General features: G+C 40.5%; 13 protein-coding genes and 1 pseudogene. 12 read left to right on the top strand and 2 right to left on the bottom strand.

Annotated features, from left to right (window positions below):
• Positions 1–295 precede the first annotated feature (295 nt).
• Positions 296–3271, top strand: a complete 2976-nt coding sequence (locus ACK8OT_RS06915) for a glycosyl hydrolase family 18 protein (RefSeq protein WP_410195764.1) — start codon at positions 296–298, stop codon at positions 3269–3271.
• Between the two features lie 722 nt (positions 3272–3993).
• Positions 3994–5232, top strand: coding sequence for a UDP-N-acetyl-D-mannosamine dehydrogenase (gene wecC / locus ACK8OT_RS06920; protein ID WP_410195765.1), 1239 nt, complete (start codon positions 3994–3996; stop codon positions 5230–5232).
• A gap of 103 nt (positions 5233–5335) precedes the next feature.
• On the opposite strand, the gene ACK8OT_RS06925 is transcribed toward wecC, so the two are convergent.
• The gene (locus ACK8OT_RS06925) at positions 5336–6409 is read right to left on the bottom strand and encodes a calcium-binding protein (protein WP_410195766.1); all 1074 of its coding nucleotides are present in this window, start codon (positions 6407–6409) and stop codon (positions 5336–5338) included.
• Between the two features lie 457 nt (positions 6410–6866).
• Here ACK8OT_RS06925 and wecB point away from each other — a divergent pair, with 457 nt between their 5' ends.
• From wecB to ACK8OT_RS06975, 10 genes and pseudogenes are all read left to right on the top strand, one after another.
• Complete coding sequence (gene wecB / locus ACK8OT_RS06930) at positions 6867–8006, top strand: non-hydrolyzing UDP-N-acetylglucosamine 2-epimerase (protein ID WP_410195767.1); 1140 nt, start codon at positions 6867–6869, stop codon at positions 8004–8006.
• Positions 8007–8077: 71 nt separating this feature from the next.
• Positions 8078–9397: a UDP-glucose dehydrogenase family protein gene (locus ACK8OT_RS06935; RefSeq protein ID WP_410195768.1), complete on the top strand. Its 1320-nt coding sequence runs from the start codon at positions 8078–8080 to the stop codon at positions 9395–9397.
• 18 nt (positions 9398–9415) lie between these two features.
• Positions 9416–10633: a polysaccharide pyruvyl transferase family protein gene (locus tag ACK8OT_RS06940; protein ID WP_410195769.1), complete on the top strand. Its 1218-nt coding sequence runs from the start codon at positions 9416–9418 to the stop codon at positions 10631–10633.
• Between the two features lie 11 nt (positions 10634–10644).
• A complete protein-coding gene (locus ACK8OT_RS06945) occupies positions 10645–12072 on the top strand; it encodes an oligosaccharide flippase family protein (protein WP_410195770.1) in 1428 nt (475 codons plus the stop codon).
• A gap of 13 nt (positions 12073–12085) precedes the next feature.
• Complete coding sequence (locus ACK8OT_RS06950; RefSeq protein ID WP_410195771.1) at positions 12086–13297, top strand: glycosyltransferase; 1212 nt, start codon at positions 12086–12088, stop codon at positions 13295–13297.
• Between the two features lie 7 nt (positions 13298–13304).
• A complete protein-coding gene (locus ACK8OT_RS06955) occupies positions 13305–14216 on the top strand; it encodes a glycosyltransferase family 2 protein (RefSeq protein ID WP_410195772.1) in 912 nt (303 codons plus the stop codon).
• Positions 14210–15463 carry a hypothetical protein gene (locus ACK8OT_RS06960; protein ID WP_410195773.1) on the top strand — a complete coding sequence of 418 codons (1254 nt, stop codon included), beginning with the start codon at positions 14210–14212 and terminating at the stop codon, positions 15461–15463. The genes ACK8OT_RS06955 and ACK8OT_RS06960 overlap by 7 nt, the downstream gene beginning before the upstream one ends.
• Positions 15460–16431 (top strand): glycosyltransferase, encoded by a 972-nt coding sequence (locus ACK8OT_RS06965; RefSeq protein WP_410195774.1) that lies wholly within the window; start codon positions 15460–15462, stop codon positions 16429–16431. The genes ACK8OT_RS06960 and ACK8OT_RS06965 overlap by 4 nt, the downstream gene beginning before the upstream one ends.
• A 343-nt stretch (positions 16432–16774) precedes the next feature.
• Positions 16775–16930 (top strand): annotated as a pseudogene (locus tag ACK8OT_RS06970) (DapH/DapD/GlmU-related protein); the annotation flags it as partial.
• A 13-nt stretch (positions 16931–16943) separates the two neighbouring features.
• A complete protein-coding gene (locus tag ACK8OT_RS06975; RefSeq protein ID WP_410195775.1) occupies positions 16944–17663 on the top strand; it encodes a WecB/TagA/CpsF family glycosyltransferase in 720 nt (239 codons plus the stop codon).
• Between the two features lie 371 nt (positions 17664–18034).
• Here ACK8OT_RS06975 and ACK8OT_RS06980 read toward each other — a convergent pair whose 3' ends face one another.
• Positions 18035–19171, bottom strand: coding sequence for an ISAs1 family transposase (locus ACK8OT_RS06980; protein ID WP_410195776.1), 1137 nt, complete (start codon positions 19169–19171; stop codon positions 18035–18037).
• Between the last annotated feature and the right edge of the window lie 360 nt (positions 19172–19531).

Genomic DNA, 19531 nt, shown 5'->3' on the forward strand with positions numbered 1-19531 from the left:
GGCGATAGCAGAGAAAATGGTCAAACAGAAAACGATAAATCCACTTTTATATAAGGGTTTTATGGGGAAATTTAGAGATTAAAACTTAAAAAACACGTTAAAAAGGTGAAGTAAATATCAATCCGTGAAGTCTCTGTAATATTTTCGCTGTAAATACAGGGAGTCGATCACGTTTTGTTCAATTCAATTTTTCCTTATTCATTTTTCTACGTATATTGACTGTACTAGCTAGGAAAGCTAGCACAGGAAGCAGGACGCGTCCTGCATAAGATTGATTAGTTTAAGGAAGAACGAGATGAGCATTTCTCCTCTTGCGAAGCGTGGTTTTACGCTTAGCACACTTTCCGCTGCATGTTTGATGGCGTTTAACGCTCAAGCTGCAGATTGTTCAAATCTAGAAGAGTGGACAGCGCAAGGCGTTTACACTGGCGGCACGCAAGTTCAATTCGAAGGTTCTGCTTACCAAGCTAACTGGTGGACACAAAACAATAACCCTGCAGAGCGTTCAGGTAACTGGCAAGAATGGAAGCTACTAGGCCAATGTGAAGGTGTTACACCTACTGCTGAGCCTACGCCAGTACCAACTGCTGAACCGACTCCAGTACCAACTGCTGAACCAACTCCAGTACCTACTGCTGAGCCGACTCCAGTACCTACTGCTGAGCCAACGCCAGTACCAACTGCTGAACCGACTCCAGTACCAACTGCTGAGCCAACGCCAGTACCAACTGCTGAGCCAACTCCAGTACCAACTGCTGAGCCAACTCCAGTACCAACTGCTGAGCCGACTCCAGTACCAACAGCTGAACCGACTCCAGTACCAACAGCTGAACCGACTCCAGTACCAACAGCTGAGCCAACAGTTGAACCAACTTTACCACCAGTAGGCGAAGCAAACTGTAAGCCTGCAGGTCTATACCAAACTCCAGGTGTTAACACGCCATACTGTACAATTTACGATGCAGACGGCCGTGAGAAAATGGGTGCAGATCACCCACGTCGTATCATCGGTTACTTCACTTCATGGCGTAACGGCGCGAATGGTCAACCATCATTCCTAGCGTCTGACATTCCATGGGACAGCATTACTCACATCAACTACGCATTTGCTCACATTAACAAGCAAGGCGAAGTTTCTATCGGTGATGTAAACGATCCAAACAACCCAGCGACCGGCATGACATGGGAAGGCGCAGAAAATGCGATGGATCCATCTCTACCATACAAAGGTCACTTCAACCTACTAAACCAATATGCGAAGAAGCATGACGTTAAGTTACTTCTATCTGTTGGTGGTTGGGCTGAAACCGGTGCTCACTTCGATGACAAAGGCCGTTACATGGATGGTGGTTTCTACAGCCTAACTATCAAGCCAGACGGTTCAATCAACCACGAAGCGATTGCTAAATTTGCTAAATCGGCTGCTAAATTCGTAGAAACTTACGACTTTGACGGTATCGACATCGACTACGAATACCCATCATCTATGTCTGATGCGGGTCACCCAGAAGATTGGGCGATCTCTAACCAACATCGCGGCAAGCTATGGGGCGGTTACATGGCGCTAATGGAAGCGCTACGTGCTGAACTAGACAAACAAGGTGAGAAAGATAATCAGCACTACATGCTAACTATCGCTTCTCCATCTTCTGGTTACCTACTACGTGGTTTCGAAGGCTTCCAAGCACTTAAATACCTAGACTACGTAAACATCATGTCTTACGACTTACACGGTGCATGGAACCACTTCGTTGGTCACAACGCTGCACTATACGACAACGGTGTTGATAACGAGATTGCTGACGCAGGTATCTACACAGGTAACGATGCTAAGTACTACAACAGCCAAGGCTACCTAAACATTGACTGGTCTTACAAATACTTCCGTACTGCACTAGCGGGCGGCCGTATCAACATCGGTCTACCATACTACACCCGTGGTTGGCAGCAAGTTCAAGGCGGCACTAACGGTTACAATGGCCTAGCTGCACTACCAAACCAAAAAGAATGTTACCTAGGTACCGGCGGTAACTTAGGTCCAGACGCGCTATCTCCAAAAGCGGGCGCGCCATGTGGTCTAGGTGCACAAGGTATTGAAAACTTATGGTACGACTTAGGTCCAGACGGCAAAGAAATGTTTGCGGGTGTTAACCCAATCTGGCACGTAGAGAACTTGAAACAAGGTCTACCAACGCCGTACGTTAGCATCTACGGTCATGATACAACTAAGCCTGAAGGCCAAGCGATTGGTAACTACGTTGAGCATTACGACGAAGTAGCACAAGCTTCTTGGTTATGGAATGAAGATAAGGGCGTGTTCCTATCAACTGAAAACATGAAGTCTTACCAAGCTAAGGTTCAATACGCAATTGACCAAGGCGCGGGCGGTATCATGTTCTGGGAAATGGCGGGTGACTACTCAACGCCAGCACAAAACGGTCTAGGCCACTACTACTTCGGTAGCACCCTAACTGACACTGCTTACGAAATGATCAAAACTGCTGCGCCTTACGGCATCGAAGCAGGTGATGAGAACTTCCCAGCAGCAACAGAAACAGTTGACGTAGATGTGGATCTAGTAGGTTACCTACCAAAAGGTGAAGATAACTACCCAATCCAAATCGCACTGAAATTAACTAACAACTCGAAAATTGATCTATCTGGTGCGAAGATTGCGTTTAACGCGTCTCCAGCAGTACCAATGAACGATGCGATTAAAGATACACTTAAGCCATACGCTGTACCAGCTGGCCCAGGTATCACAAATCTAGTTGATATGTACTCAGGTGCTAAATGGTCTGTTGAGAAACTAGCGACGACTGGTCTAACAGCTGGTAACGCTGGCGGTCTATCTGACGACTTCCACCGCTTCGCAGTACAGCTAAAAGCTGACGGTTGGGGTGCGGTTGAATGGAAACCAGGTCAAACTATCGACGTTGCGCTACGTATCTACATGCCAATGCCTGTACCTACTAACTTCACATTCGAAGTTGGTGGTAAGACATACGGCCGTGCAGCAGAGCAACCAAACGTACCACAAGCTGGTGGCGACGTAACTGGTCCTACACCTACTCCATCAGGTGAGCCAACTCCTAGTGGTGAGCCAGTAACAGGTGACGTGAAAGTTTACGTACCAGGTCAAACACCAGTTAAAAACGGTGATGTTGTTAGCTACAACGGTTCATGTTACAAAGCACAAAACAACCCAGGTGCTTGGGAAACTCCAGCAGCCGGTGGTAACTGGTTCTGGGAAGCGGTTACTTGTCCTTAATCGGCAACGAAACCCAAATGAACTAACATGCTAACTAAAGCATGAACTAAAAAGGCCAACGCAAGTTGGCCTTTTTTTATACCCCCTGTAGGAGTCGAACTCGCTCGACGAACAATCACACCAATTCCCTGAGCAAGCTCAGGTCCCACAAATTCAATCCTCAACTCCATCCCCCTGTAGGAGTCGAGCTTGCTCGACGAACATTTACACCAAATTCCCTGAGCAAGCTCAGGTCCTACAAATTCAATCCTCAACTCCATCCCCTTGTGGGAGTCGAGCTCGCTCGACGAACAATCACATCAATTCCCTGAGCAAGCCCAGATCCCAAAATCCAGCCCCCAGCGCCATCCCCCTGTAGGAGTCGAGCTCGCTCGACGAACAATCACACCAATTCCCTGAGCAAGCTCAGGTCCCACAAATCCAACCCCCAGCGCCATCCCCCTGTAGGAGTCGAGCTTGCTCGACGAACATTTACACCAAATTCCCTGAGCAAGCTCAGGTCCTACAAATTCAATCCTCAACTCCATCCCCCTGTAGGAGTCGAGCTCGCTCGACGAACAATCACACAAATCCCCTGAGCAAGTCCAAATCCCACCAAATCCAATCCCAAACCCAACAAAAAAACCGGATGAAATACTAAATCAACCCAGAAAAAGGTGACTAAACTTAAGCTTAGGTAAAAGCGGTTTCGCTGAATATTCACTAGGCAAAGGGATTTGAGTATGGCTATTCAAAGAGTCTGTATTGTTGGATTAGGGTACATAGGCCTTCCTACCGCAGCCGTGATCGCATCGCGCGGGCTTGAGGTGATAGGTTTAGATGTTAACCAAGCCTCGGTTGATATCATCAATGCGGGTAACATCAATATAGCCGAGCCAGATTTAGACATCATTGTGCGGGGGGTGGTTAGTACCGGAAACTTAAGAGCCACAACAATAGCCGAGCCTGCCGATGTATTTATGATTGCTGTGCCGACTCCTTTTACCAAAGGTCATAAACCCGATCTAAGCTATATCAAACAAGCCGCTGAAGAAATTGCCCCTGTATTGGAACAAGGCAACCTTGTTATTCTGGAATCTACCTCGCCTGTAGGCACCACCGAGCAACTGGCGCAATGGCTAAAAGAGTTAAGACCAGAGCTCAGCTTCCCACAAGACAAAGGCGAACTTGCACAAATTCACGTAGCACATTGCCCAGAGCGCGTCTTACCCGGCTTGATACTGCAAGAATTAGTATCAAACGACAGAGTGATTGGCGGCCTTTCGAAAACCTGCGCCGAAAAAGCCAAAGAGCTATACAAAATATTTGTCCGCGGCGAATGTATCTTAACCACTGCTCGAACCGCAGAGATGGCTAAATTAACCGAAAACTCATTCCGCGATGTAAACATTGCTTTCGCCAATGAATTATCCGTGATCTGCGATAAGCTCAAAATCAACGTTTGGGAATTAATCCGCTTAGCTAATCGACACCCTCGCGTGAATATCTTAAAGCCAGGCCCAGGTGTAGGCGGCCATTGTATCGCCGTTGACCCTTGGTTTATTGTTGATAGCTGTCCCGATGAGGCTAACATCATTCGACAAGCGCGCGAAACCAATGATGCCAAACCAGGCTATGTGTTAAATAAAATTTGCCAAGCAGCCGATGAATTTAAAAGGCCGATTATCGCTTGCCTAGGCATCACCTTTAAGCCCGACATTGATGACATTCGTGAAAGCCCCGCCTTACATATTGTCAAAGAGTTAGCTGCAAAAAAAGTAGGGCAAGTATTAGTCGTAGAGCCAAACTTACAACACGTGCCAAAGGAGCTGGTTGAGTTAGGCTTAGAGTTTTGCAGCTTAGAAACCGCATTTGAGCAAGCCAATGTGGTTGCCGTACTTGTCGACCATCAAGAGTTTCGCGAGACAGACAAATCAGAATTTGCCAGCAAAGTGGTGATAGATACGCGGGGGATTTTTTAGTCTATATACTTGTTCAGGCTTGGGCTACATAAGCCAGATTATTTATACTGAAGTCATTGAGTAAATAGTATGCTCAATGACCTCAGTATTGGAATGCTATCAATTATAAAATTGAAGCTAAATCAAGGTCAGTCCAGACAGTGGTTTGTTGACCATCTAGTTCATAAACATAAGCTTGTAAACTGTCCGTATTTGCTCCAGCTTGACTGAGAATATTGATATGAGCAGCAGTTAACTCGGTTATCTCACTTGTTTCAATACGCTGCCAGCCTCCTTCGATATTTAACACATCACCAGAGTCGTTACCCAAGGCTGCGACAAAGAGGCCATCTGTATCACCTAATGAGACAGTGACATCATCAAGTAAACCTTGGCCACCAACAACAGCCTCAAAACCAGAAACGCGATCATCTAGAACCACGTTACTGTGTTCATGTTGAGTAACTAGAGCATCAAATCCTTCACCACCATCCACGCTCTGATCATTAGCATCAAATAAAACGGTATCATCGCCGTAACCAGCTTGCAGCTTGTCGGCTCCAAGGCCACCATTAATAACATCATTCCCTTGGGAAGCAATCAATGTGTCATTACCTTCACCAAGTTCAATGATTCGATTCGCCAGATTGACATTGGCTTGTGCGTGAACACTGGACAAGTCTACATTATCGTCACCAGTTCCAGTGTCTATATAAAATGCAGTGAACTGAGTGTTTTGTAAATGGTCAATAGTTAGGCGATCATTTCCAGCATTGGTACTGACATTAAACTGATTCACCCAATTCGTATTGTTGCTAAACAAGGATATATGAACAACATCATCACCCGCACCCGTTTCAATTTCGCCTCGTTTGGCATGGGTCACCTGAACAGTTAAACCATTAGTGCTATCTTGCGCATTGATATCAACGTCTACAAAATTGTGTACAAGTATGTTCTTATCGGAAGCGTCTATTTTAATTTCTTTTGTACCACGGTCATTCCATTGAACGAATGACGTTGCATTTACGCCATAAGCATCATTAATGACTAAAGCATTCAAGGTACCACCTTGGTAATCTTCATTTGCGTAGAAAATTTCGCCTTCCTTGATGACTTTGGCTGCATTGGATTCATTCAGATTTGTAGCAGAACCTGTTGAATCTAAATTGGTTGTGCCGACATAAACGTGTTCCATGATGGTTCCTTAGCTGAAAAATAATGTGGGTAACAGCGGCGAGTCTGAATAAAAAACGGGTAGCTTGCAAATGAAAAAAATAATTTAAGTGTTTTGTATTAGTTGTTAAGTTAATTGCTCGGTGTAACTGCCTGTTTTAAATGAGTGAATGGTTAATGAGAAAATAATACATGGGACTTAGATAGGACAAAAGAATGAAAACTAGGTCAATGGAGTCCTTGTATCGCGAAAGAAAATCCAGATTTAAACTTGATATAATGCGCATAATCCATACAATGTGCGTGCATAAATAAGATCAAGCTCTCATTTTTATAATCAAAATAGTCTCACGCAAGGATGTGTGAAAGCGACTCCGTGGATCCTATCCTCGTTCCAGCCAAGAGACATACAATTAAATCAAACAAGCCTAGTAGCCAGATGCTATTAGACTGCATATTATTGTCAGTTGGATGGGTTGATGTTAAAAATTCTTTCTGTATTCGGCACTCGACCAGAGGCCATAAAAATGGCGCCATTGGTTAATGCTTTAAACAATGAACAGGGCATTGATAGTCGTGTTTGCGTTACCGCGCAGCATCGTGAAATGCTGGACCAAGTATTGAGCTTATTCAATATTACGCCCGATTATGATTTAAATATTATGTCGCCTGGGCAAACGCTCACTGAAATTACAGTAAACATCCTCACGTTATTAAAGCCTGTGCTGGAAGATTTTAAGCCTGATCTTGTGTTGGTACACGGCGATACCACGACCACATTTTCAACTTCACTTGCCGCTTTTTATCAGCAAATCGCCATTGGCCATGTTGAAGCAGGGCTGCGTACAGGCAATTTATATTCGCCTTGGCCAGAAGAAGCCAACCGTTGCTTAACCGGTGTACTAACTAACTTACATTTCGCGCCGACCGAGCAAGCGAAAACGCACCTAGTTAAAGAAAATGTCGTGCCAGCCACCATTGAAGTCACAGGCAATACGGTTGTTGATGCCTTACTGATGGTACAAGAGAAATTACAAGCAGATGATTCATTAAGACAGCAACTCGCTTCGCAGTTCCCTATGCTTGATGCCGATAAGAAACTTATTCTAGTGACAGGTCATCGTCGTGAAAGCTTTGGTGAAGGATTTGAAAACATCTGCTTGGCATTGGCAGAAATAGCCAACAGCCACCCAGATACTCAAGTCCTTTATCCTATGCACCTAAACCCACAAGTGCGTGAGCCCGTGCAGCGCATTTTGTCGGGCATTGAAAACGTGCTACTCATCGAACCGCAAGAATACTTACCCTTTGTGTACTTAATGGATCGCTCATATCTTATTCTCACCGATTCCGGTGGCATTCAAGAAGAAGCGCCGTCATTAGGTAAACCTGTATTGGTGATGCGAAACACCACAGAGCGTCCAGAAGCTGTAATAGCAGGAACCGTTAAGTTAGTGGGTACCGACAAACAAGTCATCTTTAATACCGTTAATGAGCTACTCACCAATCAGCTTGAATATCAACGCATGTCGCATGCGCATAACCCTTATGGTGACGGCAAAGCGTCGCAGCGGATCATCAATGCGATAAAGCAAAAATTTGCAGCGCGGATGTCATAAAACCGCATAGCAACCAACTTAATATAGCGCTCAGCGCATCAAACAAATTTGAAATACAAGGCAGTTAAAACATGAAAGTAACCGTATTTGGTATTGGCTATGTAGGTTTAGTACAAGCCGCAGTATTGGCTGATGCTGGCCACAGTGTATGTTGTGTAGATATAGATGAAGCGAAAATCGACAACCTAAAAAAAGGTATCATCCCAATTTACGAGCCCGGCTTAACGCCATTGGTTGAAACTAACTACCAAGCGGGTCGTTTGCATTTCACTACCGACGCAGCAGAAGGCGTTAACTTTGGTGAATTGCAATTTATCGCCGTGGGCACACCGCCAGACGAAGACGGCTCAGCCGATCTTAAATACGTGCTTAAAGTAGCCGAAACCATCGCTACCCATATGCAAGCACCCAAAGTGATTATTGATAAATCAACGGTGCCTGTAGGCACGGCAGATAAAGTGAAAGCCAAAGTAGCCGAAGTGCTAGCTGCACGCGGCGTTGCAATTGACTTCTCGGTAGTCTCAAACCCTGAATTTTTGAAAGAGGGTGCAGCGGTAAATGACTGTAAGCGCCCTGATCGGATCGTTATCGGAACCGATTCCAAAGAAGCCGAAGAATTAATGCGTGAACTTTATGCGCCGTTTAACCGCAATCATGACAAAGTCATCGTGATGGATATTCGCAGTGCAGAGCTAACTAAGTATGCAGCTAACTGTATGCTGGCAACCAAAATCAGTTTTATGAATGAAATGTCTAACTTAGCAGAGCGCTTAGGTGCAGACATTGAAATGGTACGCCAAGGCATCGGCTCTGATCCTCGTATTGGCTACCAGTTTATTTACCCTGGTTGTGGTTACGGCGGTTCATGTTTCCCTAAAGACGTACAAGCATTAGTGCGCTCAGCAGAAGCCATTGGTTATAACTCTGAAATATTAAAAGCCGTTGAATCGGTAAACTACCGCCAAAAGCAAAAGCTGTTTGAATACATCACAGCACACTTTGGTAGTGATATTAAGGGTAAAACATTTGCACTCTGGGGTCTTTCATTTAAACCCAATACCGACGACATGCGTGATGCCCCAAGCCGCGTATTAATGGAAGCCTTATGGGTTGCAGGCGCAAAAGTACAGGCCTACGACCCTGAAGCCATGGAAGAAACCCAGCGCATTTACGGCAACAGAGCCGATTTAGCCTTAATGGGGACTAAAGAGTCTGCATTAAAAGGTGCGGATGCATTAGTCATTTGTACCGAATGGCAAAATTTTAGAGCGCCAGACTTTGAGTTAATTAAAAATGAGCTAAATGAAGCGGTTATTTTTGATGGGCGTAATTTGTTTGAACCAAGCCGAATGAAACAAAAAGGTTTTGTTTATTGGTCTATAGGTCGTTAATTAATTCGAGAATATAATATGAAAGTGTTGTTAGTAGGAAATCATAGCTGTTCAAATCGGGGCGATGCTGCTATTACCAGAGGTTTACTAGAGAGTTTGAAAGATTATGGATACGATATTAATGTCTATTCAAGGTACCCAATAGGGGCTTCCTCGATTCTAGGGGTAAGTGTACTTAACGATCCAACTAAAGTATCTAGTGTTAGAAATAATTTTTTTTCCAAGGTAATAAATAAAATCTGTTGGAAATTAAATGCTGACCCAATAGTTTTACTTATGTTAGCGGCATATTACATACCTTATTTGAAAAGTTTTTTGCCTGAAAATATAAAGTTAATGATTGATGATATGAAAAAATCTGACCGTATCATTCAAGTTGGAGGTTCATTTTTTGTTGATCTATATGGACTTGCTCAGTATCGATTAATGTTGTGTGCAATATTAGCTGGAAAGCCGATTTACTTGATTGGGCATAGTCTCGGACCATTTAATGGTTGGTTATACAAAAAAGTTTCCGGTTGGTGTTTTGGTAAAGCTGAAGGAATAATAATCAGAGATGATGTTAGTCGGTCTGAAGTAGAAACAAATTTTCCTAAACTAAATTTTTCTATGGGAGCAGATACAGCTTGGCTAGTTGTTCCTAATAAAATTGGCAATAAAAAAGATACGGTTGCAATAACTGTCAGGCATTTATCTCCTTTTGATAAGCGTTTAGGGATCTCTCAAAATCAGTACGAAACAAATATGGCAGAACTTTGCGAGTACCTAATAGAGAAAGGCTTCAATGTTAACTTTTATTCGACTTGTACATCGTTTGATGGTTATCACAATGATGATAGACTCGTAGCAAAATCAATTAAAGAAAGAATCCAACCGGAAAAAAAAGAGTTTGTTGATGTAATAATGGATGAACTTGATGACGTACAATTGGGTGAGGAATTTTCTCAATGTAAATTTACTATAGGCACTCGACTACATAGCTGTATTATTTCAATGAATTTTGGTACGCCTGCTATAGCTATTGGTTACGAGCATAAATCGAAAGGATTGTACTCGGCAATGAAATTGAATGACTGCATTGTGGATCTGGATGATTTCAATCTTGATGCTCTAAAAAGTATTGTTGAAAGCTTTATAGACAACACTGATTTTTATAATGAGCGTTATATAAATGAGGTTATAAAACAAAGGTCCGTTGCAAGTAGCGCTATCGACAAGATTCTCGGTAAAGATTAGGGATGTAGAAGTTGCTTAAGGGAATTGGGTCTACATTTATCGCGTCTGGTTATGTTGCATTAAGCCAGATAATCCTATTAGCCTTTTCTGCTAGATATTTAAGTAGTATTGAGCTTGGCTGGATTTCTATAGGAGGTGCAATAATTGCTTTTTCAAATGTATTTATAGATTCTGGAATTGGAACCTATATTATATATAGACGCGATCTGAAAAGAAAAGAGCTCAACTCTCTCTTGCTCTGCAGTTTTATACTCGCAGTTGCATCATTTTCTTTTATATACTTCTTTGCTAATAATATTGAATCATTTTTTTCTTCACCTGGTTTAGGTGAGATTTTGAAACTGTATGCCTTACTGCTGCTACTTTCGCCCTTTATGTCACAATTTCAAGCGTTGTTAGTTCTTGAGCAAAAGCTTGGGAAATTGGGGCTTATTGATGTGATTACAAAAACAGCTGGGGTTGGGCTGTCTGTAGTTATGCTGGTTTTAAACTTTGGCATTAGCGCGATAATTGCTGGTCTATTACTTTCAACATTCCTGAAATCTATATTTATGCACCTATCTCTAAAAGATGACTTTAAAGCTAATTGCAATGGATTTGAATGGAGTATCGTTCCGTTTGCATGGAACTATTGTAGATTTCAAATAGGCGGGCAGCTACTTAATTTTGCTCGTATGTATGTTGATACAATAATTATTGGCAAGGTTTTTGATGTGTCACAGTTAGGGGTATATTCTTTAGCAAAGGAGCTTGTTGGAAAAATTCCTGCTTTACTAAGCCCTATATATGGAAAGATTGTTTTCCCTGCAATGACTCGGGTAAAAGAAAATAAGAATCTAAGATCTGAATTATTTTCAGGTGTAAATCTGATAGTTGTATATATTAATGCGATTATCTTCTCTATGATGGCGATTTTTTCTGACTCAATTGTGATGCTATTGTATGGAGGAGGTGAGGATGTGATGGTATATATTAAAATTCTCTGCATATTTTTCATGATAAGGGGGGGGGGGATTGTAAATGGTTTCTTTCTACAGTCTTTAGGGAAAGTAAGACGAGAGTTTTATTGGAATTTGTTTTCATCAATAATGTTCTCAACCTGTATTTATTTTTTCTCCATGAATGGAATGCTTTATATGCTTTGGGGTATGGTATCTGTGCAGGTGGTTTTTTTGGTTTTATCATTTTTTATCTTTCATTATCCAAGCTATCCAATAAAAGTGTCAAAATATTTGGCGTATACATTTTCTATACTCATATCAGGGAGTGTTTTTATTTTTGCAGAGGTTCTGTATGAGTTTGAAATTGAACTCTATCTGTCAATAATATCAGCAATGTTGACTTTACTTTTTACAACGTTTTTGGTCTATCACCTCTTAGGTGGGAAAAATGCGTTGATTAATCTTCGTGATATATATATAGGTGCTAAGCCTAATTGATTGGAATAAAAATATGCCTAAAGTTACATTCTTTGTTGGTGGTTTTCCCGTATTGTCAGAGACCTTCGTGTTGAACCAAGTTGCGGCAATGGTTGAATCTGGCTTCGATGTTGAAGTAATAGCTATGTCACCAGAGCAAAGTGGAAAAGAACATCCATGGGTTAAAAACTTCAAATTAATGGAGAAATTGAAAACGGCTTATACTAGCTCTAAAAGAAAGAAAAGAATTCTTGATTTCATGTTTGCAATTATGCTGGATTTAGTCACATTAAAATGGAATCGACTAAGCTGGTTGAAAAAATCAAGTGTACATGGCTATATGCTTGGGCGTTGTTTTGAAGGAATAGAAGGACCTGTTATTTGTCATTTCGGCCCAATGGGGGCTGAACTAGCTAAACTTCTCGAAGTTGAAATTATTAAGAATGTAAAAATAATAACCATTTTTCATGGTTATGATATGTCGGTTAGGTCAGAGTTAGAAAAAGAGAAAAATAATTATACTAGACTGTTTAAATATGGTTACTTAATGCTTCCTGTTAGTGATTTTTGGAAAAAAAGGCTTGTTGAAATGGGGTGTCCAGCCTCCAAGATTAGTGTTCATCGGATGGGCGTCGACGTTGATGATTTCAAGTTTATTCCTAGATATATCGATGGAAGTAAAGAAAGTATAAGGCTAATTTCTGTTTGTCGATTTGTTGAAAAGAAAGGGATTCCAATATTATTAGCAGCAATGAAAGAACTGCCAGATAATTTTAGTTTAACATTGGTTGGTGGTGGGCCAATGTATAAGGATATAACTGAAATAGTAAAAAAATTGGGATTAGAGAGTAGAGTATTCGTTGAAGGAGCTTTACCTTCAAATATAGTGGCAAAAAAATTGAGTGAATCTGACGCGTTTGTCTTACCAAGTATAACTGCACCTAATGGTGATATGGAAGGAATCCCTGTAGCTTTAATGGAAGCTATGGCATCGGGCTTACTAGTGTTTAGTTCTTTTCATTCAGGAATTCCCGAATTGATTGAGCATGAAAAGAGTGGGTTTCTTTCTCCTGAAGGCGATTATGTCGCTCTTAAAGATGCTTTGATACATGCGTTTAATGGATTAAATACTGAAGACCGTCAACTGATAGCGAATTATGCTAGGCAGGTTGTTGAGAAAGATTTTAATCTGAAGCAACTTAATCAGGGCTTGCAAAATATTTTGTCCCCTGTCCACCTACAGTAGTGTAAATATGGATAATTCAATATTGATTTCAATTGTAATACCCTGTACCGACAGGGTGGAGGGATTGACTCGTTGTATTAGCAGCGTACTTTCTCAGAAGATAGATGCAAGTATAGAGATAGTTTTAGTTGAAAATAATTCAAAAAAACTAAATGTTATTAAAGGTTTAGTGTCAAGTATCAATGATACTAGAGTTAAGCATTATTACTTAGAAAAGTGTGATAATGCTAATGTCGCGAGAAATTATGGAGCGAATGTATGCAATGGGAAATATATTGCATTTATGGACTCTGATGACTGGTGGAGTGATAAACATTTATTTGATTGTTTAAACGAAATTAATAGAGGAGCTAAAGCTGTTTACTCTGGATTTATTCTTGATAATGGTTCAGTTCAAGAAGCTAAAGTATCGAGACAAATTTCACAAGAAACGCCATATCACTTCCTATTTGGTTCTAACGCTGGATTTGCGCAGACATCATCATTTTTCCTTTGTAGAGAGGTCTTGAATCAGTGTAATTGGGATGAAAGCTTGAAACGAAGCCAAGATTATGACTTCTTTATTGAAGTGCAACTAAAGATTGGTTGGCGTTACAAGTCAAGCTTAACTGTATTTGTCTACTGGGCTGAGGGGGCTATTAGGACTCTATCAGCTGATGCCTTTGAAATATTTTATAATAAACATTCGGTTAATATGAGTAGCTCGGAGAAAGCTGAGTACTTATGTGAAATTGTAAAAGCATTTGCGACGGTTTCTAGAAGTGATTATTGTAAGTTCTCTTTTAAACTAAATGAATTCCGAGGCTTTTTGGGGATGAAGGATAGGATTATTGTTTCGAACTTCTTGGTTACGAAATCTTTCTTAAAACTTCGGCCGCTTTTAAAGATGATAACAAATAAGAAGAGAATACAGTGTTAGCTAGAGAATGCCATAACTATAATGTTTATTCAGGTCGGACATTGTTGGACCGCTTGTTTAGACTGTACGTACTATCTTGCCTTTATTCTCCCTTCTTCGCTAGTTTAGTACCTTTTCCAGGTCTGAATTTATTTGATGATCTAATTTTTTTCGCCATGATACCTATATGTTTTGTGCATATAGCAATAGGCTTTCATCGTATAAATCTGCTTGTGCTTGCTTTCCCGGCATATATTGCTCTTTCATCAATAATAAGCTTTTTTTCTGGTGAAGATCTCTTAGTTCTATTGTTGTCATTAAAAAACATTAAGAACTTGTTCCTCTTTGTGGTGCTAATCTGCCTTCATGAAGATCATACTGATTTTGTTAAGAGGAATGTGGTTTTTATATTGTATGCATCTGTGCCTGTTGCAGTTTTTCAATTCTTAACTGTTGAGCATCAAGATGATATTACCGGGCTTTTTGGGCCAAAAAGTACAAGTTTGTATAGTTTTCTTGTTACTGTATATATTTCTGCTTATGCAGCGGTGAATGGGATAGATAAAGTTAAATGGAGCTGGCTGTTATTCATTCCTGTATTCTTGAATGAAACTAAGATTACTTTTTTACTCTTTCCTTTAACTTTATTTTTGCTTTTCTCACTTGCTGGTAAAATAAAGCTATACCATTTTGTTGCCTTTTACTTGGTCGGTTTTTTAGCATTGATTTTGCTTGATGATATATACTTTAGTTTGTACGGGTATGCATTTTCAGACATTTTTACCTACGAATATTTAGATTCCTATCTTTTCGATTATACTGAACTTCATAAGGATGTTCCTCGCTTTTATCGAATATATGCTGCATATGATTATTTGCAAAATTCTAATTCGTTTCAGTACTTATTTGGACATGGGTTGGGAGCTGAGTATGTTGGAGACCAAGGTGGGCGGTTAGGCAGTGTAGCTAAAGAATTTGAGTATACTTTGTTGAACCAAGGGACAAGGATTCAAATTTTTCAACTATTACTTGATTACGGTGTTCTAGGTACGATTTTGTTTGTAGGCTTGTTAATTGTATGTTTTTTTAGTCTGTGCCTGCGCGTAAAAACTTTTGAAATTTTGTTTGCAATTGCTTTGGTCTTTATTATGACTTTCTCTTTAGTTTATCAAAATATGTTTTTTACAAAGCAGTTGTCTTTTTTACTATTTTATTTCGTTTATATGGCTCTAATGGGTAAATTTAATGATAACAGAGAGGTAATATGAAGGTTTTGGTTGTTTCTAATATGTACCCAGGAAGAAATAAAAAGTTTGAATATGCTGGGATTTTCGTCAAAGAACAGGTAGAGGCGCTAAATCGCCAAAGTGGAGTAGAGTGTAATCTGTTTATAATTAATGGATATAAGTCTAAGTTGGCCTACTTTTGGGGATCAATAAAGCTACTTGTTCATTTAGCTTTTAATAAATATGATGTCATTCATGCTCATTATGGTCTGAGTGCTCTTTTTACGTTGTTAAACCCATTTAAACGTCGTTGGGATAATGTGATTTTAACATTGCATGGTGGTGATATACTGGTTGAGCAAGGTAAGAATGTGCAAGTATTCTTGACTAAGCTAATTCTTAATCGAGTTGCAAAAGTTTTAACACTCAATGATAAAATGAATGATGTTGTCGGTACTTATCGGGATGATTACATTGTGCTGCCATGCGGTGTGGATACAGATTTCTTCAAGCCTGATTTTGATGTAATAAGGGGAAATACTATTCTCTTTCCTGGTCGGACAGATAGGGAGGTCAAGAATTTTCCATTGTTTCAAAAGGTAATATCAAATTACAACGAGAAATTTGGGCATTTGGAAATAGTCCCCTTGGATGGATTTACTCGAGAAGAAGTTAAGGCGTATATGCAAACAGCAGCAGCTGTACTTATGACATCAGTAAGTGAAGGTTCACCGCAGGTAATCAAAGAAGCCATGAGTTGTGATATGGCTATCGTTAGTTCTAACGTTGGTGATGTTGAGTATCTGACAAGAAATGTAGCTGGGGCTGCTGTTTTTAATCTTGATGATGAACCTGCAGACATATCTGAACTGTTACATGAAACAATAACACAAGCAAAGAATAATCTAGGAGCTAGACGCGATAAAATTATGGCTCTTGACCTCTCAAATGATTGTGTAGTAAATAAACTAATTCGGCTGTATGAAGAGGTTAAGGGTAATGTTAAATAAGTTAGCGCTTGCTTTATATTATCTATTTGTTTCTCACCTTCCTAATACAAAGTACATTTCCATATTTAATGGATTTAGAGTTTTTTACGTTTCAAAAATTTTGAAGGTAATGAAATATCATCCAAAATCCATCTTTGAAAATTCTGTTTACATTTCCGATTGTAAGAATCTTACCATTGGAGAATTTTGCCATATTAATGAAAGAGTTTTTATTCAAGGTGCAACAATCGGTAGTCATGTGATGATTGCACCAGATGTTTCAATATTGAGTAACTCCCACGGATATTCTCGTTTAGATATCCCAATGATTGAGCAAGATATGATTGAAAATAGTTGTCCAATTATTGAGGATGATGTTTGGATCGGGCGAAATGTTGTCATCCTCCACGGAGTAAAAATAGGTAAAGGAGCAATTATTGGCGCAGGCTCTGTTGTAACAAAAAATGTTGAGCCTTACTCAATAGTTGGAGGTGTCCCAGCTAGGTTTATAAAGTCACGTGTTGAGAGTTCTAATGAAGTTGAATAATTTGTATTTACTTGATGAAAAAGAAATTGATCGTTTTGTTGATGAAGTATTGCATACTGAATCATGTAAAACATTAGGTTTTTTGAATCAGCATGGTTATAACTTGATGCTTAAATCCAGTCGAGTATCAGAGGCTTTCGCAGATCTTGACTTTTTATTACGGGATGGTAAGGGGCTTGAGCTAGCGTGTCGATATTGGGGCTTGAACCCTGGTGCAAATCTTAACGGTACCGATTTTATTCCTTATTTATTAGAGCGATGTATAGCTAGTAAGTTGAATTGTAACTTTTTTGTATATGGAACTTGCTCTCCTTGGCTTGAGAAGGGAGCTAAATCACTACTAAAAGGTGAAAATGCTATATTGTTAGATGGTTTCTTAGATGAAATTGAATATGTCAAAGATTATTCTTCCAAGTATTCAAAATTAAATCTTAACATTGTATTGCTTGCAATGGGGATGCCTAAGCAAGAAAAAGTAGCAAGTTTAATAAAAGAGGTAGCAACTGCCCCCACATTAATAATTTGCGGAGGAGCGATTATCGATTTCCAAGCTGAGCGTTTTAATCGTTCACCTCTTTTTTTAAGAAAAATAGGAATGGAATGGCTCTACAGACTGATTATTGAGCCTAAGCGGATGTTTAAGAGATATGTGTTAGGTATTCCCATATTCTTTTTTAATGTATTTAATAATCAGCCAGGTAATTAAGTTATTAGTTTTTGGGGCTGTAGTTTGATTGATTAGTGATATTCATTTATCGAATAACCATTATTAGGTTTTTAAGTGACTATTTTTATTAATTATCCAGCTCTTTTTACTTTTTTCAAAAACTATTTGATGTCGATCTAGTGCTATTGTTTATATTAATCCGAATCTATATTTCTAGTTTTGTCACTATTTTCCTGCTGTATGGTTTAATATAATATTAGTATACTTTCTATTGGGAAGGTAATAGCTTTTTTAAAATATGCTGTTTTTGTACTTCACTGAAGCGTGGCACTATCAAGCCTTAACGCCCCAACTGGTTAAATTTTAAGTAGTGACAACTATCCTGCCGGGCAGGGTGAGAGCATGAATGCTTATTTTTCACTCAACGAGTTAAAACCAGCCAGTAAAACCTTATCCAGATAACGATTGCTCATCGCTGCAATGTTCTGCTTACGGCGAATGCTGGCTTTTTTGGTGGTTTCTGAGCGAAGCATATTCAACGCGATATGGCGCATACAAGCCATTATTTCTGCGCCGTCTCCACGGTAAATCTGACAGGCATCTTCGTTCATCGAAGCGTCTAAGACCCAATGCAGGCTATTTTCGATTCCCCAATGACCTCTAACCGCTGCAGCAAACCGGTCTCTCGTTAATTCTGCCGAGCTGATGTAATAGCGGTAATCAAGCGATTCCTGACCAGACTTTTTGTCGCGCCGATAACCTATCGCTACTCCTACTGTCTTCAGCCCAGGCCAATCAGGAAACCTTTCGGCCTGAGTGGTAGCCGGTAGCACATGATATTCACGGAGCTCTGTACGGCCATGTTGTTGTTCAATATGGACAGTATCCCTCGTGGTAGCAGACGCAATACAAGCGGCGAGTTCAGCGCGGACTGCCTTAGCCAAGGTTTCTTGGTTGCCTTTCACAGCCAGAAGGTAGTCACCGTCTCCCTCAAGGATGGTCGCTGCAATGTCCTTCTGGCAGGCTATCGCATCAATTGACACGAGGCAGCCTTTGATGTCTAGCAGCTGAATAAGCGCTGGGATTGCGGTAATCTCATTCGATTTCGCATCGGTTTTTAGCTGCCCGACAACCATGCTATTTGCCGTAGCAAACGCACTGACCATATGGATGGTTGATTGGCGTGACTCTCGGTCGTATGAGCCACGTAAGACTTTACCATCTATGGCGATGAGTTCACCGTCGGTACGTTTGCTGACAGCCTGCATCCAGTTGGAGAAACAACGCTGGAACTCAGCGGGGGCAAGTCGAGAGATAATTCGCGCGATAGTGTCATGTACAGGCAAGCCACGTTGAAACAAGCCCTTGCTTTGGAGCCACTCAAGGTGTGTTTCGCCAAAATCTTCGATATCTTCCCAACCCTCAGAGCCAGTGATGGTTGCGCAGATTGTCAGGAAAATGACATCAAACAGAGGGTAGCTGATTTTGGCTGACTGGCGTGGGTCGTTTAGTTCTTCAAAGTGAAGAGAAAAGGCATCGATATTCATGATGAAGCTCTCGTAAAAGAGAGTATAAGATCACAGCTGCGCGATCAGGTCAAACTGTGTGAAACCGGTCAAATAATGTTCGCGATCTCACCCTGTCCTGCCGGGGGGATCTTATCTGATTACTAAGTCTGAAATAGAATTTTATTGTTGAAATTATTGTAACTTTTTTTGCTAAGAATCAGGTTGTGTTTATATTTTTCAAAGTGAATGTTTGCTTTTGTTTTTTATTAATCACTAAGTTTTTTTTATTGTTGTTAAATATAGGCAAAGAGGAGCTCTTCTTTGCCCATGTTAGATTCGATTCTAGTGGGTTTAAGAAATTCTTAATAAATTGCTTTCTGATAGCTTAGGCTGTTGATT

Origin of the sequence: Motilimonas thetidivivens (assembly GCF_046452435.1) — a bacterium.
GTDB lineage: Bacteria > Pseudomonadota > Gammaproteobacteria > Enterobacterales > CBDFNC01 > Motilimonas.